Source organism: uncultured Eubacterium sp., assembly GCF_937958975.1.
Lineage (GTDB): Bacteria > Bacillota > Clostridia > Lachnospirales > Lachnospiraceae > Eubacterium_G.
On sequence record NZ_CALGRE010000015.1, the window covers coordinates 125753 to 150404 of the forward strand.

The following is a 24652-nucleotide window of genomic DNA, read 5'->3' on the forward strand; positions in this document are numbered from 1 at the left end:
AAATTATTTTCTTCCGGTAGAGCCGAATCCGTCTGCGCCTCTTACTGTGTCCGAAAGCTCGTCTACTTCATTGAAATTTACTTTTAAAAACGGAGCTACTACAATCTGAGCAATACGTTCCTGTGGTTCTATTGTACGGGTTTGGGGTGAGTGATTATAAAGGGCAACTGTGATTTCTCCACGGTAATCTGAATCTACCACCCCCACTTTGTTTGCGGGAGCAACTCCCATCTTACAGGATAATCCGCTTCTGGCATATATAAAACCGGCATATCCTATAGGTATTTCCATCGCAATTCCGGTACCAATAAATTTCGTCTCACCAGGCAATAAGGTGACTGGTTCTTTTATGCAGGCATATAGGTCTGCGCCTGCGGCATAGTCAGAACCATATGTGGGAGTAGTTGCATATTCTTTCAATTTCTTAAAGTTTAGTTGTGTCATTTTTTTTCTCCTTAAATATTTGGGTATTATGTTTTTTCTGCGATAAAGAAAAAAGATACTTGATTCTATATTTCTTTTTCCCATAAAGTGATATTGCCAGTCGATAAAGTTTCCTGTAATTTAATAAGCCGTTGATTCTCAGAACCTCTAAATACCAGATTCAGATTTTTTAAAGATTCAATAAACGGACCGTCAACTAAAACATCTATATAAGAGAGCAGCTCTCTTGTTTCCGGCCATTCCTGATACATCTTTCCCATAACATCACGTTCAAATTCGTATCCGGTGTAGCACCATATATTTTTTTCAGGATAAACTTCCTTGATTTTTTTTGCCAGGGGAAGAAGACCTTTTTGATTCTCACGTTCTAACGGTTCTCCGCCTAAGAAAGTAACTCCGGAATAAGCGCCAAATTTTAAAGTGTCAATAATAGAATCGATAGTTTCCTGATTGAATTCTTTTCCGTAGTTAAAATCCCAGGCCTGTTCATTAAAACAACCGGGACATCTATGATGGCAGCCACTGACAAATAGAGAAATGCGTATCCCGGGGCCATTTGCCACATCAAATGTCTTTATCTCTGCGTAATTCATATGTGTTATCTCCTATAACAGTTATATAAGCAAGTGAAGTTATGCAGGAATATTTGCCTTTACCGCTTCGCTGACTACTCTTGCAACATCCGGATTAAATGCTTCCGGTAAAATATTATTTTCGGATAATTCCTCATCAGGAACTAGGGAGGCAATGGCGAAAGCAGCAGCTAATTTCATATCTTCTGTAATCTGTTTTGCACGTCCCTCTAAAGCGCCTTTAAAAATACCGGGAAAAGCAACTACATTGTTTACCTGATTTGGAAAATCAGAACGACCTGTACCTACAACTCTGGCACCGGCGGCTTTGGCTATGTCAGGCATAATTTCAGGAACAGGGTTTGCCATTGCAAACATAATAGCATCTTTATTCATTGACTGAACCATTTCAGGACTGACGATATTTGGTGCGGAAACACCAACAAAAATATCGGCACCGGCCATTGCATCTGCGAGAGTTCCGTTTTTACCTGAAAGGTTTGTAACTTCTGCCATTTCCTTTTGTGCCCAGTTTAAATCTTCTATATCTTTTGAAAGAATGCCGTAGAGTCCGCAGATAGTTAAATCTTTAAAACCAAACTTCAGTAAGAGTTTAGAGATTGCAATGCCGGCAGAACCGTCACCGTTCACGACAACCTTGCAGTTTTCTTTTTCTTTTCCGACAACTTTTAAGGCATTGATAATACCTGCGAGTACAACAATAGCAGTACCGTGCTGGTCATCGTGAAATACAGGAATATCTAAAATTTCTTTTAAGCGGCTCTCGATTTCAAAACATCTTGGAGCAGAAATGTCTTCTAAATTAATACCACCAAATCCTGGAGCAATTCTTACTACTGTATCAATGATTTCCTGAGTATCCTGCGTATCAAGACAGATAGGAACAGCATTGACATCGCCAAATTCTTTAAACAAAACTGCTTTTCCTTCCATGACCGGCATGGCTGCTTTTGCTCCGATATTTCCCAGTCCCAGAACCGCGCTTCCGTCAGATACGACAGCGACAGTATTGGCTTTCCATGTATATTTGTAAACGTCCTCCGGATTGTTTGCAATTTCTATACAAGGTTTTGCAACACCCGGTGTATAAGCCAGAGATAAGTCTTCCCGTGATTTTACTCTGCATTTTGCTTCTGTACTTAGCTTTCCGTTTAATTCTTCATGTAATTTTAGTGCTTTTTCGTCTGTTGTCATTGTGAACCTCCATATTTATATAATAAAACTAAACAAACAAATACAAGCATAACATATTTTCAAAAATTACACTATTATTTTTTGAAAATATATGTTAAAATAAACTGTCAAAAATTCTAAGAATCTAAGGGGTCTCCCCATAATAAATTCCAAAAATATATTCAAAGAAAAGATTATTAGTATGCTTGTTTGGGTTAAGTACCCAAGAAAGGAGTAAAATGAGAGAAAAGTTACAGTCGTTACCCGTAAATGAACTGAGGGAAATTGCAAAAACGAATGGAATAAAGTCGGTAAGTTCATTGAGGAAACAACAGCTAATTGATATGATAATTGAGGTTATTGAAAAGAAAGACAAGGAACAGAAAACAGAAAATATACAAGAAATATCTGAAGAAAAGATTGAAAAACAGGAAGCGGAAGACACAAGAAAAAGACATACGAAAAAAAGTGTAGAACATAAGGATGAGGTTCCAAATGAGCAGGGTAATTCTAAAACGGGAATATTGGAAGTTATGCCTGACGGATTCGGTTTTATAAGGTGTGATAATTATCTCCCCGGAGAGGATGATGTGTATGTGGCGCCATCACAGATAAAAAGATTTCGATTAAAAACAGGTGATTTTGTCACAGGTAGAGTGCGGGAAAAAAGAGAGAATGAAAAATTTGGTGCATTATATTATGTGGATATGGTAAATGGAGAAACTTTAGATAAGGTTTTGAACAGACCAAACTTTGAAGATTTGACACCGATTTTTCCGAATAAAAGATTACATTTAGAGACGGACGGACATAGTACGGCAATGAGAATTGTCGATATTGTGAGCCCTATCGGAAAGGGACAGCGAGGAATGATTGTATCACCTCCGAAGGCGGGAAAAACAACTTTGTTGAAAGAGACAGCAAAGGCTGTATTGAAAAACAATCCGGAAATGGAAATGATTATATTATTGATAGATGAAAGACCGGAGGAGGTAACAGATATTAAAGAAGCAATTAAAGGGGATAATGTAGAAGTTATCTATTCTACTTTTGATGAATTGCCGGAGCATCATAAAAGAGTATCTGAAATGGTAATCGAGAGAGCAAAAAGATTGGTCGAGCATGGAAAAGATGTGATTATCCTTCTGGACAGTATTACGAGGCTTGCGAGGGCATACAATATGACAGTTCCGCCAAGCGGAAGAACTTTGTCGGGAGGACTTGACCCGGCAGCGCTTCATATGCCAAAGAGATTTTTTGGCGCCGCCAGAAATATGAGAGAAGGTGGAAGTCTTACGATTTTGGCTACTGCTTTAGTAGAAACAGGAAGTAAAATGGATGACGTTGTTTATGAGGAATTTAAAGGAACAGGAAATATGGAATTGGTTCTTGACCGGAAATTATCTGAAAAACGAATTTTTCCGGCAATCGATATTACAAAATCGGGTACAAGAAGAGAAGATTTACTGCTCGACACGGAAGAGCTGGGGGCATCGTACATTATTAGAAAAGAAATGAATGGAATGAGAAAAGAAGATGCTGTGGAACAGATTTTAAATTTATTTGCGAGGACAAAGAGTAATAAAGAGTTTATAGGGCAGATTGGAAAAATTAAAACAAATTATAGTCGATAAATTGTGACAACTGAAATATCAGTTGAGTATTTGTTATAAACACGTTGTTTCTTAAAAAAAAGGGGTTGCTATTATATAATGGATATGATACAATATGTAAGCTATTGAGTGAAAACGGATTGGCGTTGCCAATAAGCATAAAAAATAAGAAGAGGTGAATGTAATGAGAGAAGGAATCCATCCAGATTACCAGGAAGCAACCGTTACATGTAACTGTGGTAACACATTCGTAACAGGTTCAACAAAATCAGAACTTCATGTTGAAATTTGCTCAGCATGTCATCCTTTCTACACAGGTCAGCAGAAAGCTATTTCAGCTCGTGGTAGAATTGATAAGTTCAATAAGAAATATGGTATCAAATAATTTTTAAGGATAACAGGTTGGGAAGTGATTCTCAACCTATTTTCTTATTCTATGATGACAATACAGGTGGATAATTATGAATGAAAAAAATAAATTAGGTTCATCAGGAATAGGCGGTCAGGCTGTCATGGAGGGAATCATGATGCGCAACAAGGAGGACTATGCCGTTGCTGTCAGAAAATCCGATGGTTCTATTGAGGTGGATGTACAAAAATATAAGGGAATCACAAGCGGAAAAAAGATTTTATCACTTCCATTTATTAGGGGTATCTTTAATTTCATAGATTCTATGATACTTGGAATAAAGACTCTTACTTTTTCTGCCAATCTATTTGAAGAAAATGAAGAGGAGGAGCCGGATAAATTTGAGGAATGGCTGCTGAATAAGTTTGGTGACCGGGCAGAAAAAATTATAATGGGATTTACAGTTGCTCTGTCGGTGGTGATTGCGGTAGCGTTATTTATGATTTTACCATTGTTTATTGCTGATGTGATGGAAAGATATATTCCTGTAATTAATGAGAGACATGTACCGGTGATTGAAGGTTTGGTCAAAATCATAATATTTATAGGATATCTTTTATTGATTTCTCTTATGAAAGATATTCAGAGAACATTTATGTATCATGGTGCAGAGCATAAATGTATTAATTGTATTGAGAACGGAAAAATATTAAACGTTGAAAATGTTAGGCGCAGTTCAAGATTTCATAAAAGGTGCGGAACAAGTTTTCTGTTGATTGTACTTGTCATTAGTATTGTTATTTTTGTACTTATCAGAACAGATATAGTGTGGCTGAGATATCTTATTAGAATATTACTGATTCCGGTAATCGCAGGAATCTCATATGAATTTATAAGGAAAGCGGGTTCTTCGGATAATGCTATAATCAATGCCCTGAGTAAACCGGGGCTTTGGATGCAGAAAATTACTACAAAAGAGCCGGACGATGATATGATTGAAGTGGCAATCGAGGCTGTGGAAGCAGTGTTTGACTGGGAAGAATATTTGAGAAATAATGGAATTGAGCTTCCTCAGGAGAAGAGAGAGGAAGCGCTGCCGAATGAATATGAAAAAGTAATGACGAGTTCAGGATTTAATTGGAAGTATTAAAAAAGTGAATAGTATAAAAGATTTAATTAAGCAGGCGTCAGATTATCTGAAAGATAAAGAGATAGCAGATTTTGATATTGACAGTTGGCTTTTGGCAGAGCATGTATTTCAAATAACGAGAGCTAAAATATATTTATTTTCTGATATGAAAGCGGATGAGAGTAAGGCGGAAAAATATTTTGAACTGATAAAGAAAAGGGCAGAGCATATTCCATTGCAGCATCTTACGGGAATACAGGAATTTATGGGAATGGAGTTTATTGTAAATGAACATGTTCTCATACCAAGGCAGGACACAGAGACGCTGGTGGAAGAGGTAATCAGATATATTAATCAGAGAGAGAATATCGTTAAAGTGTTAGATATGTGTACCGGGTCGGGATGTATTGGTATCTCTATAGATAAAATATGTGACAATGTACAGGTAGAAGCGGTTGATATTTCAGAAGAAGCTTTGTGTGTGGCAGAAAAAAATAATATAAAGCATAGTGGAAATGTAAACTTTATCTTGTCAGATATGTTTGATAATATAGATAGAAAGTATGATGTTATTGTATCGAATCCGCCCTATATCGAGACAGCGGAAGTTGAAAAGCTAATGCCAGAGGTTCGCGAACACGAACCGTTGATAGCATTAGACGGTACAGAGGATGGATTAAAATTTTATAGAATTATATGTGAAAATTTGAAAAAGTATTTGTCAGAAGAGGGCGCAGTCTTTTTTGAGATTGGATATAATCAGGGGGAGACGGTACCGGAAATTTTAAGACAAAACGGATTTGATAATATTAAGGTTATAAAAGATTTATCAGGAAATGACAGAGTGGTTGTTGCATATAGAAAGAAAGCATAAGGAGACAGAAAATGTTTGAGAAATTAGATGGAATAGTAGAGCGATATGACGAAATTATGGAGCAGTTAAATGACCCTAATGTTGTGAGTGACCAGAGCAATTTCAGAAAATTAATGAAAGAACAGAGTGATTTAGCTCCAATTGTTGAATTATATAAGAAATATAAACAGGCAAAGCAGACGATAGAGGACAGTCTTTTTATTCTTGAAGAAGAAAGTGATGAGGATATGAAAGAATTGGCAAAAGAAGAAATGAATGAAGCTAAGGCATCGATTCCGGAAATGGAAGACCAATTAAAAATTTTGCTTTTGCCAAAAGATGAAAATGATGATAAAAACGTTGTCGTAGAAATCAGGGGTGGCGCCGGTGGCGATGAGGCGGCATTATTTGCAGCGGAACTTTACAGAATGTATTGTATGTACGCAGAAACACAGAGATGGAAAACGGAAATGATTTCAGTCAATGAAAACGGATTAGGCGGTTTTAAGGAAGTTGTATTTATGATTAATGGTCAGGGTGCATATTCCAGACTGAAATATGAAAGTGGTGTACATCGTGTGCAGCGTATCCCGGTTACAGAATCAGGCGGACGTATCCATACATCTACTGCAACCGTCGCTATTATGCCGGAAGCGGAAGAAGTGGATGTGGAAATTGATATGAATGATTGCCGCTTTGATGTGTTTAGAGCATCAGGAAATGGTGGTCAGTGTGTCAATACAACAGATTCGGCGGTGAGATTGACACATATACCGACAGGTATTGTAATTTCATGTCAGGATGAAAAATCACAGTTGAAAAATAAAGATAAAGCACTGAAGGTTTTGAGAGCAAGATTGTACGAATTGGAATGCCAGAAAAAACAGGATGCGGAGTCAGAGGCAAGAAGAAGTCAGATAGGAACCGGAGACAGGTCAGAAAAAATCAGAACATACAACTTCCCACAGGGGCGTGTGACAGACCATAGAATAAAATTCACATCTCATAGATTAGAAAATATAATGAATGGCGATATCGACGAAATCATCAACAATTGTATTGCTGCTGACCAGGCGGCAAAACTCGCAAACGTGAACGACTAGCTATGAGTGCGATTGCCAAAAAAATATAGACAGTGACTGCTTGCAGTCGACTGTCTATAATTTTTTGGGCAATCATAGTTATACAAACGAACACCGAGATGTAGCGAAGCGAAATCGAGGTGTTCGTTTGTATGCACTCATAGCAAGTCGTTAGAAAGAGATGAGTGCAAACGAACAGATGCAGCGAAGCGAAATCGAGGTGTTCGTTTGTATGCACTCATAGCAAGTCGTTAGAAAGAAATGATTGCCAACGAACAAAGGGAGGGAAATTGTAATGGCAAAGATATTATGTTCCACGGGAGCGCTCATCGGCAGACCGAATCATCGTGATTATCATTTATTGCAAGATTTAAAAGCAAAACTGGATTGTGATGGATTTGAATTTATGATGTACAGCACATGGTATAATGAAGTTGACAAAATAGTGGATTTTCTAAATGATTTACATATAGACATTCCTGTGATGCATTGTGATAAGCATATCGGTGAAATGATAAGTAAAGGTGTAGATGAGGAGAATAGAGAAGCTCTAAGATTATTTGAAATAAATTGTATGATGGCTCAGAAACTTGGAACCCAAAAGTTGGTAGTCCACCTTTGGGATGGAATGACATCGGATAAATATTTTGAAAATAATTTAAAAACTTATAAGAATTTGGATACAATAATTAAAAAATACAACATAGACTTGTTGGTTGAAAACGTAGTTTGTAATCAATTTGACCCGATGAAACATTGGAGGCAGTTAGCGGAAGTTTATCCGGATGTACATTTTGTGTTTGATACAAAGATGGCAGCATTCCATGGGCAGGAGAACGTGTTATTTGAAGATGACTATGCATGGCTGTGGAGGGACAATCATATAAGGCATTATCATATAAATGATTATGGCGGAGGATATATGGAGTGGAGTAAATTGCATACATTGCCATTAGGTAAAGGAAAAATAGACTTTGATGCCTTTTTTCGAGTGTTACAAAAAAGCGGTTATGATGATACATTTACGGTAGAAGCCACAGCTTTTGGGGAAGATGGGACCATCGATGTGGAAATGTTAAACAGGTGTTTTTTTGAGATTCGTGAATATATGAAAATACAAAAATAGGAATAAAAAATAAAAGGAAATGGTTGTATCATAGTGTGTTTTTTGATATCATTATTTATAATTGTGGCATTAAGGAGGTCAAGCCTATGGTAGACATAACAGATATTCATAGCCACATCTTGTTTCAGGTAGATGATGGTTCACCATCGATTGAAACATCATTGGAGATTTTAAAAAAAGAATATCAGCAGGGCGTACGAAATGTAATATGTACACCACATTATCATGCAGGAGAATGTATGCCGAAACCTGACGTCATAAAAAAGAATTTTTTGACATTGAAAAGAGAAGTGATAAAAGAGATACCAGGCCTTGAGCTTTTTCTTGGAAATGAGATTATGGCGTGTAATGATATGGTGGAGCTGCTTGAAAGAGGAGAGCTTTTTACGCTTGCAGATTCTAATTATGTATTAGTGGAGTTTTATCCTACGGTTCAGTATGCTCAGATGGAGAGGAGTATTAATTCATTTTTGAATGGAGGTTATACTCCGATTATTGCGCATTGTGAGCGGTATAAATGTTTGCGCAATACGTTGAGAACTATTAATAGTAGAAATATTAGTCATTTAATAGAAAAAGGAGCATATTTACAAGTAAACACAGAGAGTGTATTTGGTAAAAACCATAAATTTGTATCAAAATTAATTGACAATGACTTTTTGCATTTGATAGCAAGCGATGCACATAATTTAGGAAGGCGCGGTGTGTATTGGAAAGAATGTATCAAATATTTAGAAAAAAGATACAATGATGATTACCTTCATTGGTTATTAATAGAAAATCCAGCTAAGGTACTGAAAGGTGAGTACATATAAAGTTGAAAGGAACATATAGAATACTATGGATAATAGGATAGAAAATAAAATAAATTATGGAATGAATAATCCCATAGGATATAATGAATTTATTTCGGGTAATATTGAGACAGAGGAAATAAAGAATGAAATTGAAATAGATGTGCGTGGTTTGTTTGCGGCAATTCTGAATCGACTTGTTGTTATTGTTTTAATTGGAATACTTATAGGGGGCGTTGCATTTGCATATACACAATATTTTGTTGATTCTCAGTATGTAGCAACTACAAAAGTATATATATTAAGTAAACAGGACCCGAACCAAAAAACTCTGACTGCATCGGACATTTCCTTTGCTTCCTATCTGGCGAAGGATTATGAAGAATTACTGGCAACACGTCCGGTATTAGAGGAAGTGAAAAAAGAACTTAATTTAGATAAGTCGGTAGATACGCTTCAACATATGATAACTGTTTCTCTTAAGGAAGAAACACGTCTTATGGAAATTTCAGTTACAAGTACAGACCCTAAACTGGCAAAAAAAATTGCTGATAAAGTAGTCGAAGTAGCGAATGAGCGACTAAAAGTTATAATGGATGGTTTAGAGCCGGTACGCTTAGCAGAGGAGGCAGAAGTTCCGACAATCCCTTCTTCGCCAAATGTAAAAAAGAATGCGATGATTGGATTTATTGTCGGTTTTGGTATTTCATTATTAGTTGTGATAATTATGTTTATTCTGGATGATACCATTAAAACACCGGACGATATTGAAAAGAAATTAGGTGTAAGTGTCTTGGCTGCAATACCGTTAAAGAGCGCGGAGAGCAGTTCCAGAAGAAGTTCTTATGGATATGGTTATGGCCACAGTGAGAGCAAAAAGAAAAACGATAAGAAGAAAGTCAAGCAAAAGGATAAAAAAGTGCAAAAAGATAAAAACAATACAGCAGACACGAAAAAAGATGAACAGACTGTGGCAGATAACAAAGAAAAAAATACGAAGGGAAAGGAGTAAGAAAAGGTGTTAAATATAAATCTTGATAAGATTACCGATTTGGACTTTAAAACGAAAGAGGCATATAAAACATTGCGAACAAATGTACAGTTCTGTGGAGATGATGTGAAGATTATTTCCCTGACAAGCTGTGTGCCTAACGAAGGAAAGTCTATGGTTTCGTTTAACCTGGCTATTTCTATGGCAGAGACAGGGAAAAAAGTTTTGTTTGTAGATGCTGACCTTAGAAAATCAGTTCTCATCGGAAGATATAAAATAAATAAAGCAATTAAAGGACTTACTCAGTTTCTTTCAGGAGCAGAAACTTTAGATAATGTTAAGTATACTACAAATGTTCAAAATCTTGATATGATTTTATCGGGACCTGTTCCACCGAATCCGGCAGAACTTCTGAATAATGATAAATTTAAGGAACTTCTTGAGGTGTCAAGAAAAGAATATGATTATGTTATAATTGATACACCGCCGATTGGTCAGGTGATTGACCCGGCTATTGTGGCGCAGCAGACAGATGGCGTTATCTTTTTGATTTCACAAGCTAATATCAGTTATAAATATGCACAGAAACAGATTGAACAGATGAAGAAATCAAGATGTAGGATTTTGGGTGCGGTTCTTAATAAAGTAGACCCGGAAGAAAAGGGCAGTTATTACGGTGGCTATTATGGCAGATATTCTAAGAAGGGATATGGCTATGGATATGGCTACGGTTACGGATATGGAAATAATCGCGAATACAAATAGCAGATAACACCTATGATGACAGCATAGGTGTTATTTGTATCATTGATGATTATAGACAATCTCAGAATGCGGCTTGTGCCGTTTTTGGTAGTTTATTACAGGGATATAATTAAAATGAATATAGTAAAAGAAAGATATGAGATTGCTGATTTAAAACTTTTAATGACCACATATTATAATAAAACAATGGTGCAGGCACAACCTTACAGGGCACAGAAAATGTGGAAAGAAGAAGAGGCAGATATAAAAATAGATTTTGGACAGGATTTTTATGAAAAAGTGCATAATGAAACCTTGCCGTACACAGGTTATGAAAGTATTGAATATATATATACGGGAAGTCTGTTTAGCCGTTATTTATTAAATTATAATGGATGCATGCTGCATTCTTCAGCAGTGGTGGTAGATGGTTATGCGTATCTTTTTTCGGCAGACAGTGGTACGGGAAAATCGACACATACCAGTTTATGGGTAAAGTATTTTGGAGAAAAAGCATATATCATTAATGATGATAAACCGATATTGAGATTTATAAATGGCGAATGGTATGTGTATGGAACACCCTGGAGCGGTAAAACGGATTTAAATGTCAATGAGAAGGCGAAACTAGGAGCAATTGTGTTTCTCGAAAGGTCAGAAGAAAATTGGATACAGCCTATTGACGTAAAGGAGGCAATTCCACTGTTTTTTAATCAGACTATCAGAAAGATGTGGCGGGTTGAAAAGTTGGATTTGGTTTTAAAATATATGGAGCAGATTCTGACCAATACGCCTATTTATAAAATGGGGTGTGACATAAGTGATAATGCTGTCGTTACAGCATATGAGAAAATCAGGAGAATGTAATGAAAATAAAAGAAGGATTTTTATTGAGAAATGTTGCGGGAAATAATGTAGTTGTTCCAATTGGACAGGCTACTCTGGATTTTAATGGAATGATGAGCCTTAATGATACAGGAGCTTTTCTTTTTTCGAAAATGATTGAGGGAACAACAAGAGAGAAGTTAATAGAGGAATTGATATCTGAATATGGGATAGACGAACAATTGGCGCAAAAAGACGTTGATACATTTATACAAAAGGTTGAAGGAGAGGATTTATTTGAATAAAGTTGTATCGATTGAAGATATTGTTCCGTTAATAAAGGAACAATTAGATAAGAATGGTTGCATAAAATTTACTCCCAAAGGAAATAGTATGTTGCCAACGCTGAGAAACAATAAAGATTGTGTTACATTAAGGAGACCTGAGTTTCCACTGAAGAGATATCAGATTGCTTTTTATCTGAGAGATAATGGTCAATATGTTTTGCATCGTGTCGTAAAGGTGGAAAAAAGTAATACATATGGTATGCGTGGAGATAATCAGTTTCGTATTGAAAAGGGTGTCAGGGAAAATCAGATAATTGGCATAGTAAGCAGTTTTATAAGAAGTGGAAAAGAGTATAATGGGAATGAAAAAACTTATAAATTTTATTGTGTTTTATGGAGTAAAACAGTAAAGTTACGCAAAATACTACGCAAAACCAGGATTCTTGCAGGAAAAATAAAAAGAAGAATAATAGGAATATTTAGATGAAAGATACGAATAGTTTACGTTGGATAATAAAAAACGGAAAGGGACAGATTCCTAAAATAATAATTTTAAGTGTTTCCAATATGATTTTGGCGTCGGTAGCAACAGCACTGGCGTTGGTTAGCAAATATGCTATCGATTCAGCGCAAAGAGCGGCGATGGCTGACGGTGGTGCAGAATTTGCACATTATAGAAATCAGATTGTTTTTTACGGTGTGTTGATATTGGCGATTATTACGTTTCGTCTATGTTTGCGGGTTTATACACAAAGTCTTGCAATTAAAATTCAGGCGAGTTTGGAGATGCATATGCGTTCAAACTTATTTGAGGATATACTCAAAAAGAAATTTAATTGTATTAATCAATATCACAGTGGTGAATTAATGAATAGAATTACCAGTGATATAAAAATTATTACAGATGGAATTACAACGATTGTTCCGAACTTTCTATATTTTGTTACGCAATTTGCAGGGGCATTTGTTGTCCTGATATTTTTTGACTGGAAATTTACAATGCTTTTTATTGCAGCAGGTGTGGTGATATCCATGGTTACACTGCTTTTTCGGTCAAAATTAAAGAGTCTTCATAAAGAAGTTCAGGAAACAGACGGAAAGGTAAGGTCGTTTTTTCAGGAAGCAATTGAGAGTATTTTGGTTGTAAAAACTTTTGGTGTGGAAAAGCAGTTTAAAGAAAAGGGAGACGACCTGCAGAAAATAAATTATAACGCAAAAATGAAACGAAGAAGAATCAGCATTTTTGCTAATGCGGGATTTTCTTTTGTTTTTAATGCAGGATATTTGTTTGCACTTGTGTGGTGTGCATTAAAGGTGTGTACGAATGCAATGACATATGGAACACTGACCGCAGTTTTACAACTTATTTCACAGATACAGACACCTTTTGTAAATATAACAAAGGTTGTTCCTCAGTATTATGCAATCTTAGCTTCAGCAGAACGTGTTATGGAAATTGAAGATATTGAAATAGAAGAGAAATCCGACAAACAAATTGATGTCGAAAAATTCTATTCAGAGTTTACCAAGGTAAAATTTGAAGATATTCGATTTAATTATGGCAGAGAAAGTGTTTTGGAATCGGGAGAAGCGGCATTTTCCAAGGGTGACTTTGTTGCGATAAGAGGTATTTCAGGTATTGGCAAGAGTACATTGATGAAAATGCTTCTTGGCGTGTTTAAGCCGCAGAGTGGTCATATAAGACTTTATAAAGAAAACGGAAAATCTGTAGAAGCTAGTCCGGATACAAGATGTCTCTTTTCGTATGTTCCGCAGGGAAACTATTTATTCAGCGGAACGTTGAGAGAAAACATTCTCTTGATTAATCCGAATGCAACAGAAGAACAAATTAAAGAAGCATTAGAGATTAGTGATATTTATAATTTTGTAAAAACACTTCCGAATGGTTTGGATACTATTATAGGAGAGAAAGGACTGGGAATATCAGAGGGGCAGGCACAGCGCCTTGCCATTGCCAGGGCTTTGCTGAGCGAGGCGCCAATTCTCCTGTTAGATGAGGCAACATCAGCTCTTGACGCGGCAACTGAGCAAAATGTACTTGAGAGAATGAGACGTCTTAATAGAAAAACTTGCATCATTATTACACATAAAGCAGCAGCACTGGATGTGTGTAACAAAGAATTTGTAATTGATAATAAAAAACTGTATTGTATTGAAAAATAGAAAAAAGGGCTTTGCAGCCCTTTTTTCTAATCTGTCTTCTTTGACGCTTTACTTTTTTCTTATAGAGAACTTTTTGTAAGTTTTAATTCTTTCCACAAAGCATCGTGGAATATCATAGCAAGTTCTTCCCAATGTTGATGTTGTTGTTTTTCATAATTTAATTGTCTTTTGAGTCCTTCAATCTCATTGAGCAGAGATTCGGTATCTCGAAGTAATAGTGTTTCTTCATGACTCATTCTATATTTCCCTTTCCCCCAAAATAAAAGTTTTTATACTCCCAATAAGTAATTATAACATTGATAGTATAGTTTGTGTGAAAAAAATATCGACATATATTGACTTTAAACAACAAAGTGTATTATTGGTTACAGCTAATTGGAAGTAATAGAAAACATTGTAAAAAATAGTACAATATTATATAATAAAAAAGTTACTGAGACATAATAATTTATGGAGGCGTTTCATGGGAAAATATTTTGGAACAGATGGATTTAGAGGTGAGGCAAATGTAAACCTTACGGCAATGCATGCGTTTAAGGTTGGAAGATTTCTTGGATGGTATTATGGGAGATATCACAAGTGTTCTGTTGCCATAGGAAAAGATACAAGAAGAAGCAGTTATATGTTTGAGGATGCACTTTCGGCGGGGCTGACATCGACAGGTGCAGATGTTTATCTCCTCCATGTTACCACAACACCAAGCGTATCTTATGTGGTGAAAACAGAAGATTTTGATTGTGGTATTATGATTTCTGCAAGCCATAATCCTTTTTATGATAATGGAATTAAGCTGATTAATGGAAAAGGTGAGAAAATGGAGCAGGAGGTTATTGACGAAGTCGAAAAATATATCGATGCAGACTTTGATTCAATACCATATGCTACAATGGATAAGATAGGAAGAACAATTGACTATTTTGCAGGTAGAAACAGATATATGGGATATTTGATGACACTTGCGAAGGACTCATTTAGAAATATAAAGGTAGGGCTGGATTGCTCTAATGGCAGCGCATGGACGATTGCAAAAAGTGTGTTTGATGCATTAGGTGCAGAGACATATGTAATTAATAATGAACCCAACGGAACGAATATTAACATGAATTGTGGTTCGACACATATAGAAGTGCTGCAAAAGTTTGTAAAAGAGAAACATTTAGACATTGGCTTTGCGTATGATGGAGATGCAGACCGGTGCTTTTGTGTAGATGACCAGGGAAATATCGTGAATGGAGATTTGATTCTGTATGTATGTGGAGTTTATCTGAAACAGCATGGAGAATTAGATAACAATACAGTTGTCACTACAATAATGTCTAATATCGGATTATACAAAGCATTTGATGCTGTTGGAATCAAATACGAAAAGACAGATGTTGGGGATAAGTATGTCTATGAATGTATGAGAAACAATGACTATCGTCTTGGAGGAGAAGAGTCGGGACATATTATATTTAGTAAATATGCCACAACAGGTGACGGTATTCTTACATCCATAAAATTAATGGAAGTAATGATTTCATCTAAGAGAAAGATGTCCGAGCTGATAAATCCGGTTACAATTTACCCACAGTGTTTAAAAAATATTAAGGTAATAAGCAAGCCGGAGGCAAAAGCAGACGTGGATGTACAAAAGGCAGTGCAGGAAGTTTCAGATGTGTTAGGAAATGACGGTAGAATTATTTTAAGAGAAAGTGGAACCGAGCCGGTTCTTCGTGTGATGGTTGAGGCAAAAACAGACCAGATTGCAGAGCAGTGTGTTGACAAAGTGATTGACGTGATAAAGAAAAAGGGACATGCGGTATAAATGAAAGAACATAAAAAACATCGGATAAAACTATGGGCAGTAAGAGTGATTCTTATTGCTCTTATCGTTTTGTGGATGAGTACAATATTTGGTTTTTCAGCAGAGAGTGGGGAACAATCTCAGTCTTTGAGTGATAAAATAACGATAAGAGTTGTAAATATTCTCAATGCTGATTATGATAACATGAGTATTGCACAGCAGCGGGAATATTTTAATACAATAAGTTTTTTTGTCAGGAAAACGGGACATTTTGGAGAATATGCTATTTTAGGTATACTAATGGTTACGTTTATTATGACGTTCGAAACAATTAGAAATCTAAGGAGAATTGGAATGCTGCCTATTTTGATAACTACGTTGGTGGGAATGATATATGCGGCAACAGATGAGATTCATCAGGGATTTGTGGATGGCAGAAGTCCAAAAGTTATGGATGTGTGTATAGACACAGCAGGAAGTTTCGTGGGAGCTGTATTTTTTGTGATTTTATGGCTTCTCATTTTTAGGAGGAAGAAAAAAAGTGTGGGAAAATAACGTTAGAAGGGTAACTCCCTATACGCCGGGGGAGCAGCCAAAGGATAAGGATATTATTAAATTAAATACAAACGAAAGTCCATATCCGCCATCACCTATGGTGGAGAAAGCAATCAATGGGATTTGGCCGGAACAGTTTAGACTGTATCCTGACCCGGATGCGACTGTTCTGACAGAGGCATTGGCAGAATATTATGATGTAAACCCGGAGCAGATATTCGTTGGGGTTGGTTCTGATGATGTATTGGGAATGGCTTTTTTAACATTTTTCAATTCGGATAAGCCGATACTTTTTCCGGATATTACATATTCATTTTATGATGTGTGGGCAGATTTATTTCGGATAAAATATGAGACAAAACCACTAAATGATAGGTTTGAAATAGTGAAAGAGGATTATTTTGTGGAGAATGGTGGAATTATTTTTCCGAACCCGAATGCACCTACCGCGATAGAAATGCCTCTCTCAGAAATAGAAGAAATCATTAAGGAAAATACAGATGTCGTAGTCATTATCGATGAGGCGTATATAGATTTTGGAGATGCTTCAGCACTTTCTTTGATAGATAAGTATGATAATCTTTTGGTGGTGAGAACATTTTCTAAATCAAGAGCTATGGCAGGAATGAGAATTGGTTACGCCATAGGAAATGAGAAATTAATTAATCCACTTAAGGCTGTAAAATTCTCTTATAATTCATATACGATGAATCAGACATCCATCTATGCAGGTCAGGCAGCGATTAGAGATGATGTCTATTTTAGAGAATTGGTCGCTAAAATTGTCGAGACAAGAGAGCATGCAAAAGAAAGATTGACGCAGCTTGGTTTTTCATTTACAGATTCTAAAACGAATTTCATATTTGCTACGCATAAATGTGTGTCGGCAGAATATATTTTTGAGGAATTGAAGAAGAAAAAAATATATGTGAGATATTTTAATAAACCGCGAATTAACAATTATCTCAGAATTACGATTGGTACGGAGGAGGAGATGAAACAGTTGTACAAAGCATTGGAGGAGATTGTAAGATAAGATGGGATTCATTGATATTATTCTAATCGGTGTAGGATTATCTATGGATGCCTTTGCAGTATCTATCTGCAAAGGATTGAAAATGAAGGTAATAGATTTAAAGCAGTGCTTTGTGATTGCGGTTTTCTTCGGCATATTTCAGGCGATAATGCCACTGATAGGCTATGGATTGAGTGTAAGTTTTGTGGGGTATATGAATGCGTATAGTCATTGGGTGGCGTTTATACTGTTATTCATTATTGGAGCAAATATGATTAGAGAATCTGTCGGAGATGAAACGGAGGAGAAGCAGCCGGGTTTTTCAATAGATATAAAGGAGTTGTTTTTGCTGGCAATTGCTACAAGTATTGATGCTTTGGCGGTTGGTGTAACTTTTGGTACAATGGGTGATAAACTTCGTCTTCCGATATGGAGCGCTGTATTAGTAATCGGATGTATTACATTTATAATCTCTATGGCCGGTGTTTTTATTGGAAATGTATTTGGCTCCAAATATAAGAAGAGGGCAGAGATTGCAGGTGGACTTATTTTAATATTGATAGGAATTAAAGTAGTATTAGAACATTTTTTATAGATATAAAAGAGAATGTGGAAAATGAACGGCCTGAAAGGTTAGATTTTAAAATTTAACCTTTCAGGTTCGTTTTGTTTTTAATTTGCAGCAGTTCAGTTATTTGATATAAAAATGTAACAATTTGTTAATTTAATATCTAATGAAATATAAAAAAATAGAGTAAAATAGAATTTACAGAAAATAGTTTGACATGATATTACTATAAAAATTGTTAGGAGGCGAGATATATGAACATAAGTAAATTTACACAGAAATCCATTGAGGCAATTCAGAATTGTGAAAAGATAGCAAATGAATATGGAAATCAGGAGATTGCTCAGGAACACTTATTATATGCGCTTGTTAATTTAGAGGATAGTCTGATTATTAAATTGATTGAAAAGATGGAAATTCAGCCGGAACATTTTAAAAACAGAGTGGAAGATTATATTGCAAAGCGCCCAAAAGTACAGGGTGGAAATATGTATATGAGTCAGTCACTCAATCAGGTGTTAATTCATGCGGAAGATGAGGCAAAGAGAATGGGAGATGAATATGTCTCTGTGGAACATTTGTTTTTGACTCTGTTAGATAAGCCAAATAAAGAAGTAAAAGAACTTTTTAGGGAATATGGCATTACAAGAGAACGCTTTCTTGGTGTTTTAGAAGAAGTCAGGGGAAATGTAAGAGTAACTTCAGATAATCCGGAGGGAACATATGATGCCCTGTCAAAGTATGGGCAGGATTTAGTGGAGAGGGCGAGAAATCAAAAATTAGACCCGGTGATTGGAAGAGACAGCGAGATAAGAAATGTAATAAGAATCCTGTCAAGAAAGACGAAAAATAATCCTGTTTTGATTGGTGAACCGGGTGTTGGAAAAACGGCGGCCGTGGAGGGGTTAGCACAGAGAATCGTAAAGGGGGATGTCCCGGAAGGATTAAAGGAGAAAAAGATATTTTCGCTGGATTTAGGAGCACTCGTTGCAGGTGCCAAATATAGAGGTGAATTTGAAGAACGCCTAAAGGCTGTCCTTGAGGATGTAAAGAAAAGTGATGGAGAGATTATTTTATTTATTGATGAGCTTCACACTATCGTTGGGGCAGGAAAGACGGATGGAGCAATGGATGCAGGAAATATGTTGAAACCAATGCTTGCGAGAGGAGAACTTCACTGCATCGGTGCAACGACTTTAGATGAATATAGACAGTATATTGAAAAAGATAAGGCATTAGAGAGAAGATTTCAGCCTGTAATGGTTAGTGAACCGAGTGTCGAGGATACTATATCAATCTTAAGAGGATTAAAAGAAAGATATGAGGTATTTCACGGTGTAAAGATACAGGATGGCGCGTTAGTGAGCGCTGCCACATTGTCAGACCGGTATATAACAGATAGATTTTTGCCGGATAAGGCAATCGACCTTGTTGATGAGGCTTGTGCTCTGATTAAGACGGAGATGGATTCTATGCCTACAGAACTGGACGAGTTGAGAAGAAAAGTAATGCAGATGGAAATAGAAGAAGCAGCATTGAAAAAGGAGAGCGATAATTTAAGCAGAGAGCGATTAGAAGAATTACAGAAGGAGCTGGCAGAAGAAAGGTCAGAATTTAATAACAGAAAAGCACAGTGGGAGAATGAAAAAAATTCTGTAAACAGACTTCAGGATTTGCGAGAACAGGTAGAGGCGGTTAAGAAAGAAATTGAGAAGGCACAGAGCGCTTATGATTTGAATAGAGCAGCAGAACTTCAATATGGAAAGCTGCCGGATTTGCAAAAGCAGTTAGAGGTTGAAGAACAAAATGTAAAAGAAAAAGAATTGTCATTAGTGAGAGAAAGTGTTACTGATGAGGAAATTGCGAGAATTATTTCCCGGTGGACAGGAATCCCGGTAGCGAAACTGACAGAGACAGAGAAAAATAAGACTTTACATTTAGATGAGGCATTACACCAAAGGGTTATTGGACAGGATGAGGCAGTGGCAAAAATAACAGAGTCAATTATCAGGTCCAAGGCAGGAATAAAAGACCCGGGGAAGCCGATTGGTTCGTTTCTGTTTTTAGGACCGACGGGTGTCGGCAAGACAGAACTTGCAAAAGCATTGGCAGAAAATTTGTTTGATGACGAGAGTAATATTGTAAGAATTGACATGAGTGAATACATGGAAAAGTATAGTGTGTCAAGACTGATAGGAGCGCCTCCGGGATATGTAGGATATGATGAAGGAGGACAACTGACAGAGGCGGTTAGAAGAAAGCCATACTCGGTTGTACTATTTGATGAGGTGGAAAAGGCACATCCGGATGTATTTAACGTTTTGCTTCAAGTGTTAGATGATGGAAGGATAACAGATTCTCAGGGAAGAACTGTAGACTTTAAAAATACGATTTTAATCATGACATCTAATATTGGGTCCTCCTATCTGTTAGAGGGAATCGATGAAGCAGGAAACATTAAAGAAGAAAATGGGAATCTGGTTATGAATGACCTAAGGAATCATTTCAGACCTGAATTTTTAAATCGTTTGGATGAAATTGTAATGTTTAAACCGCTTACGAGAGATAATATTGGTGGTATTGTTGATTTGATTATAGATAATTTAAATCAACGCTTGGCAGATAAAAGTCTTAAAATTTCTCTTACAGATGAGGCAAAGAAATATGTGGCGGATAATGGTTATGACCCTGTATATGGTGCCAGACCATTGAAGAGATATTTACAAAAAAACGTAGAGACGCTTGCAGCGAAAGTGATTCTCGAGGGAAAGGTCAGTATGGGTGATACAATTTGTTTTTATGTAGAGAATGATAAATTGGAGGTAAAATCAGGAAAAGATTGATAATATTGTGAAATCAAATTTATAGCATACTTTTTTGTTTTATTAAAAGCAGAAAAGTATGCTTTTTTCATATAAGAGGCAAAAAAAGCAATAAGTGTGCATTGGGAGGCAAATATGAAATTACAAAGGTTTAGCAAGGCAGTTATATTTATTATTGTTGCAATGATTTTAGTGGATGCAATGAGTCAGACGTTTCAGCCGGCACTGGTTCAGGGGAGATGGGATAGTGAAAGTACAGCCAATTCATTTTATGAGTTAGAACCCAATTCCTTAGAGATTGCGGCGATTGGTTCCAGTGTGTGTGCAGCGGGAGTAGACCCCTGTCAATTGTATGAGGAGCAGGGAATTTTGGCATATAATCTGGCAATTATATCGGAACCGATGATTGGAACATATTACTGGTTGAAAGAATTGTATAAAACGCAAAGTCCTAAAGTAGTTATAATTGAAATACAGATTGCAGCGCGAAAGCGTCCAAAAAAAGAAGAAAAATTTAGAAGATGTTTTGATTACATGAAAAATAGTCTGAATAAATTTGAATTTGCGCTCGCATATTGTAAGAGTAACAAGGAGGCAGATATATTAGATTATGTCTTCCCACTATCTATATTTCATTGGCGATGGGGTGAACTTGGGAAAGAGGATATACAGGAAAATCTGGCGCCGGCACGGGGATTTAATGCTCTGGTCAAGAAATCTGGTATTGAATTTTATGGCACAAACATGAGCGGTAATGAATTGCCTAAAAAGTATAGTAAGACAGATTATGATTATTTAAAGCAAAATATTGAATTGTGCCGGGAAAATGGTTCTGAGGTGGTGTTATTGAAAGCTCCTGATTCAACTTGGACAGTGGAAAAACACAATCTGATTGAGAAACGTGCAAAAGAAATGAATGTCACATTTATTGACTATAGTGAAAAAGAAAATTATAAAAAATTGAAATTGGATTGGAAAACAGACGCCAATGATGAGCAGCATCTAAATGTATTGGGAGCAGAAAAGTTTACAAAGGCAATAGGAGTATATTTAAAGGAGACATTTGCACTGACAGATTATAGAGAAAAGGAAAAATATCATATAGATTTAACGCCATATAAGAGATATATAAAAGAGGCAAAAGAATTAATTAAAAAATAGTTGACAGAAAAGAATATATAACATAAAATAACATATGAACAATAGTTCATATGTTATTTTATGTTGTGAGTTTAAGACTGGAAAGGTATATTTATGGAAGAAAAGTTACAAAATTGTAGTACAGAACACCATCATCAGCAAATTGTGGAAAATATGACTCTCAATATGCCGGATGAGGAAACTTTATGTGATTTAGCTGAATTTTTTAAAGTTTTTGCGGATTCGACCAGAATAAAAATATTATATGCATTGTCAAGGGGAGAGTTGTGTGTGTGTGATATCTGGCAGAGTCTTGGTTTAACGCAATCAGCAGTTTCGCACCAATTGAGAATTTTAAAACAAATGCGGTTGGTAAAGTACCGCAAAGAGGGAAAGACCATATATTATTCATTGGATGATGGACATATACAGTCCATATTAAATCAGGGATTAGAACATGTAATGGAATAGGAGGTGTAAGCTTATGAATTTGATGGATAGAATCAACAATAGAAAAAATGAACATGGTCATGACGTCGGGACAGGACATAATCATGAACATGGTGAACATATGCATGGTGAACATTGTGAGTGTACACAGAAACATCATGGACACGAGCATGGATGTACTTGTTGCGAGGATGGGGCAGAAATTGATTTAAGAAAGACGATTGCAGGGGTAGCTGTTTTTCTTGTGGCAATGGTTGTGTTTCACATTCCGGGATTGTTTCATACAATAAGCGAAGAAACATTGGATACGGTAGAGCTGATTGTTTATCTTCTGATATATTTAGCAACGGCAAGAGATATTGCAGTGAATGCAATTAAAAATTTATTTAAGGGAAAAGCATTGGATGAACAATTTCTCATGACGGCTGCAAGTCTTGGCGCATTCTTTGTGGGAGAATATCCCGAAGCATGTGCAGTTATGCTCTTTTATATGGTGGGAGAGTTATTTCAGGATTATGCGGTGGATAAGTCAAGAAATTCTATTACAGAATTAATGGATATAAGACCTGATTATGCAAATATAGTAAAAAAAGATGGTTCTTATGAGAAAGTTGAACCGAATAAAGTTAAAGTTGGTCAATTTATTATTGTAAAACCGGGAGAGAAAGTTCCATTGGATGGAATTGTAGTGGATGGACAGGGAAGTCTTGACACTTCATCTCTTACGGGCGAGAGTCTTCCAAGAGATGTGATGGCAGGAGAAAATGTTATTAGTGGTTCCATTAGTGTAAATGGAGTGTTGACTATTAAAGTTACAAAACCATTTGGAGAGTCTACTGTCTCAAAAATACTTGAACTTGTGGAAAATGCCAGTGGTAAAAAGGCAAAAACAGAAAAATTTATTACCAGATTTGCTAAGATATATACACCGATTGTTGTTGGATGTGCAGTTGTGATTGCTATTATTCCGCCAATTATCAGTTCCGTTGTTTTTGGTGCAAATATTGGAGATTTTTATGGAACATGGAATGACTGGATTTATAGGGCACTTACATTTCTTGTTATCTCATGCCCATGTGCGCTTGTAATTTCGGTGCCGTTAAGTTTTTTTGCGGGTATTGGTTCGGCTTCCACCAAAGGCGTGCTGGTAAAGGGCAGCAATTATCTGGAATTGATTGCACGTTGTGACACAGTTGTTTTTGACAAAACAGGAACATTGACAAAGGGAATATTTAAGGTTAGTAAAATCACCGCAAAGGTGTCGGAGGATGAGTTTCTCAGTGCGGCAGTAGTGGCCGAAATATTCTCGAATCATCCGATTGCAAAATCTATCAGGGATGCATTGAAAGTTCTCAATGCGAAAGCGTATTATGGGATTGAGTCGAGACAAAAAGATATAAAAGTAGAAGAAATACATGGAAAGGGTATGAAAGCAGTTTTGGATGGCAGTGAAATATTGGCCGGAAATGAAAAACTGATGGAGAGCTTTGGTATTGATTATGATAAAGCAGAAGGCAAGGCTACTGTAGTTTATGTCGCAGTGGACGGACAGTATTTTGGATATGCTCTAATAGAAGATGAGATGAAGGAAACATCTAAAGAAACGATAAAACAACTGAAAGCGTTGGGCGTAAAAAATACAGTAATGCTTACCGGTGACAGAAAAGAAATTGCGGAAAGTATAGCTGCACAGTTAGGATTGGATAAAGTGTACTCTGAACTCCTTCCGGCAGACAAAGTAGAACATGTAGAAAGTTTACTGAAAGAGAGCAGAACACTGGCTTTTGTGGGAGATGGAGTCAATGATGCACCGGTTCTTGCAAGAGCAGATGTGGGAATTGCAATGGGGGCAATGGGAAGTGATGCGGCAATTGAGGCGGCGGATTTGGTTCTTATGGATGATAATCCGTTAAATATTGTAAAGGCCATAAGGCTATCCAGAAAAACGATTGGTATAGCAAAGCAAAATATTGTATTTGCGCTTGTGGTTAAGGTGGCAGTTCTTGTCCTGGCAGCAGTTGGTGCAGCGACAATGTGGGCAGCAGTATTTGCGGATGTAGGTGTGTGTGTTCTTGCAATACTGAATGCTATGAGAACTGTGAAAACAAGTTAATTTACCGAAGAATGAT

General features: G+C 36.5%; 25 protein-coding genes. 21 read left to right on the top strand and 4 right to left on the bottom strand.

Features of this window, described 5'->3' with window-relative positions; translation table 11 throughout:
- Positions 1 to 3: 3 nt before the first annotated feature.
- From dut to Q5O86_RS02720, 3 genes are all read right to left on the bottom strand, one after another.
- Positions 4 to 444 (bottom strand): dUTP diphosphatase, encoded by a 441-nt coding sequence (gene dut / locus Q5O86_RS02710; protein ID WP_302625603.1) that lies wholly within the window; start codon positions 442 to 444, stop codon positions 4 to 6.
- A gap of 65 nt (positions 445 to 509) precedes the next feature.
- Positions 510 to 1037 carry an anaerobic ribonucleoside-triphosphate reductase activating protein gene (gene nrdG, locus Q5O86_RS02715; protein ID WP_302625604.1) on the bottom strand — a complete coding sequence of 176 codons (528 nt, stop codon included), beginning with the start codon at positions 1035 to 1037 and terminating at the stop codon, positions 510 to 512.
- A gap of 39 nt (positions 1038 to 1076) precedes the next feature.
- The gene (locus Q5O86_RS02720) at positions 1077 to 2231 is read right to left on the bottom strand and encodes an NADP-dependent malic enzyme (RefSeq protein WP_302625605.1); all 1155 of its coding nucleotides are present in this window, start codon (positions 2229 to 2231) and stop codon (positions 1077 to 1079) included.
- Between the two features lie 218 nt (positions 2232 to 2449).
- Here Q5O86_RS02720 and rho point away from each other — a divergent pair, with 218 nt between their 5' ends.
- The 13 genes from rho (at position 2450) to Q5O86_RS02785 (ending at position 14187) form a co-directional block, all read left to right on the top strand.
- Entirely contained in the window at positions 2450 to 3844 is a 1395-nt protein-coding gene (gene rho, locus Q5O86_RS02725) for a transcription termination factor Rho (RefSeq protein ID WP_302625606.1), read from the top strand.
- A 163-nt stretch (positions 3845 to 4007) separates the two neighbouring features.
- Positions 4008 to 4208: a 50S ribosomal protein L31 gene (rpmE, locus tag Q5O86_RS02730; protein ID WP_302625656.1), complete on the top strand. Its 201-nt coding sequence runs from the start codon at positions 4008 to 4010 to the stop codon at positions 4206 to 4208.
- 76 nt (positions 4209 to 4284) lie between these two features.
- Positions 4285 to 5322: a DUF1385 domain-containing protein gene (locus Q5O86_RS02735; protein ID WP_302625607.1), complete on the top strand. Its 1038-nt coding sequence runs from the start codon at positions 4285 to 4287 to the stop codon at positions 5320 to 5322.
- Between the two features lie 4 nt (positions 5323 to 5326).
- Complete coding sequence (gene prmC, locus Q5O86_RS02740; RefSeq protein WP_302625608.1) at positions 5327 to 6175, top strand: peptide chain release factor N(5)-glutamine methyltransferase; 849 nt, start codon at positions 5327 to 5329, stop codon at positions 6173 to 6175.
- 11 nt (positions 6176 to 6186) lie between these two features.
- A complete protein-coding gene (gene prfA / locus Q5O86_RS02745) occupies positions 6187 to 7257 on the top strand; it encodes a peptide chain release factor 1 (protein WP_302625609.1) in 1071 nt (356 codons plus the stop codon).
- Between the two features lie 274 nt (positions 7258 to 7531).
- The gene (locus Q5O86_RS02750; protein ID WP_302625611.1) at positions 7532 to 8362 is read left to right on the top strand and encodes a sugar phosphate isomerase/epimerase; all 831 of its coding nucleotides are present in this window, start codon (positions 7532 to 7534) and stop codon (positions 8360 to 8362) included.
- A gap of 86 nt (positions 8363 to 8448) precedes the next feature.
- Positions 8449 to 9177, top strand: a complete 729-nt coding sequence (locus Q5O86_RS02755) for a CpsB/CapC family capsule biosynthesis tyrosine phosphatase (RefSeq protein ID WP_302625612.1) — start codon at positions 8449 to 8451, stop codon at positions 9175 to 9177.
- 25 nt (positions 9178 to 9202) lie between these two features.
- Complete coding sequence (locus Q5O86_RS02760; protein ID WP_302625613.1) at positions 9203 to 10168, top strand: YveK family protein; 966 nt, start codon at positions 9203 to 9205, stop codon at positions 10166 to 10168.
- Positions 10169 to 10174: 6 nt separating this feature from the next.
- The gene (locus tag Q5O86_RS02765) at positions 10175 to 10912 is read left to right on the top strand and encodes a CpsD/CapB family tyrosine-protein kinase (protein WP_302625614.1); all 738 of its coding nucleotides are present in this window, start codon (positions 10175 to 10177) and stop codon (positions 10910 to 10912) included.
- Between the two features lie 114 nt (positions 10913 to 11026).
- A complete protein-coding gene (locus Q5O86_RS02770; RefSeq protein ID WP_302625615.1) occupies positions 11027 to 11758 on the top strand; it encodes a hypothetical protein in 732 nt (243 codons plus the stop codon).
- Entirely contained in the window at positions 11758 to 12021 is a 264-nt protein-coding gene (locus tag Q5O86_RS02775) for a PqqD family protein (RefSeq protein ID WP_302625616.1), read from the top strand. Before Q5O86_RS02770 ends, Q5O86_RS02775 begins: the two co-directional genes overlap by 1 nt.
- Entirely contained in the window at positions 12014 to 12490 is a 477-nt protein-coding gene (locus Q5O86_RS02780; protein WP_302625617.1) for a S24/S26 family peptidase, read from the top strand. Before Q5O86_RS02775 ends, Q5O86_RS02780 begins: the two co-directional genes overlap by 8 nt.
- Positions 12487 to 14187 carry an ABC transporter ATP-binding protein gene (locus Q5O86_RS02785; RefSeq protein WP_302625618.1) on the top strand — a complete coding sequence of 567 codons (1701 nt, stop codon included), beginning with the start codon at positions 12487 to 12489 and terminating at the stop codon, positions 14185 to 14187. The genes Q5O86_RS02780 and Q5O86_RS02785 overlap by 4 nt, the downstream gene beginning before the upstream one ends.
- Positions 14188 to 14246: 59 nt before the next feature.
- On the opposite strand, the gene Q5O86_RS02790 is transcribed toward Q5O86_RS02785, so the two are convergent.
- Positions 14247 to 14423 carry a hypothetical protein gene (locus Q5O86_RS02790; protein WP_302625619.1) on the bottom strand — a complete coding sequence of 59 codons (177 nt, stop codon included), beginning with the start codon at positions 14421 to 14423 and terminating at the stop codon, positions 14247 to 14249.
- Between the two features lie 227 nt (positions 14424 to 14650).
- Here Q5O86_RS02790 and glmM point away from each other — a divergent pair, with 227 nt between their 5' ends.
- The 8 genes from glmM (at position 14651) to Q5O86_RS02830 (ending at position 24636) form a co-directional block, all read left to right on the top strand.
- The gene (glmM, locus tag Q5O86_RS02795; RefSeq protein WP_302625620.1) at positions 14651 to 15994 is read left to right on the top strand and encodes a phosphoglucosamine mutase; all 1344 of its coding nucleotides are present in this window, start codon (positions 14651 to 14653) and stop codon (positions 15992 to 15994) included.
- Positions 15995 to 16528: a VanZ family protein gene (locus tag Q5O86_RS02800; protein WP_302625621.1), complete on the top strand. Its 534-nt coding sequence runs from the start codon at positions 15995 to 15997 to the stop codon at positions 16526 to 16528.
- Entirely contained in the window at positions 16515 to 17564 is a 1050-nt protein-coding gene (hisC, locus tag Q5O86_RS02805; protein ID WP_302625622.1) for a histidinol-phosphate transaminase, read from the top strand. Before Q5O86_RS02800 ends, hisC begins: the two co-directional genes overlap by 14 nt.
- A 1-nt stretch (position 17565) precedes the next feature.
- On the top strand, positions 17566 to 18138 hold the full coding sequence (locus Q5O86_RS02810; protein WP_302625623.1) for a manganese efflux pump MntP family protein: 573 nt from the start codon (positions 17566 to 17568) through the stop codon (positions 18136 to 18138).
- 227 nt (positions 18139 to 18365) lie between these two features.
- A complete protein-coding gene (gene clpB / locus Q5O86_RS02815) occupies positions 18366 to 20954 on the top strand; it encodes an ATP-dependent chaperone ClpB (RefSeq protein WP_302625624.1) in 2589 nt (862 codons plus the stop codon).
- Positions 20955 to 21068: 114 nt separating this feature from the next.
- Complete coding sequence (locus tag Q5O86_RS02820; RefSeq protein ID WP_302625625.1) at positions 21069 to 22094, top strand: hypothetical protein; 1026 nt, start codon at positions 21069 to 21071, stop codon at positions 22092 to 22094.
- Positions 22095 to 22187: 93 nt separating this feature from the next.
- Positions 22188 to 22544 carry a helix-turn-helix transcriptional regulator gene (locus Q5O86_RS02825; protein ID WP_302625626.1) on the top strand — a complete coding sequence of 119 codons (357 nt, stop codon included), beginning with the start codon at positions 22188 to 22190 and terminating at the stop codon, positions 22542 to 22544.
- Between the two features lie 13 nt (positions 22545 to 22557).
- Positions 22558 to 24636 carry a heavy metal translocating P-type ATPase gene (locus Q5O86_RS02830; protein ID WP_302625627.1) on the top strand — a complete coding sequence of 693 codons (2079 nt, stop codon included), beginning with the start codon at positions 22558 to 22560 and terminating at the stop codon, positions 24634 to 24636.
- The last annotated feature ends 16 nt before the right edge of the window (positions 24637 to 24652 follow it).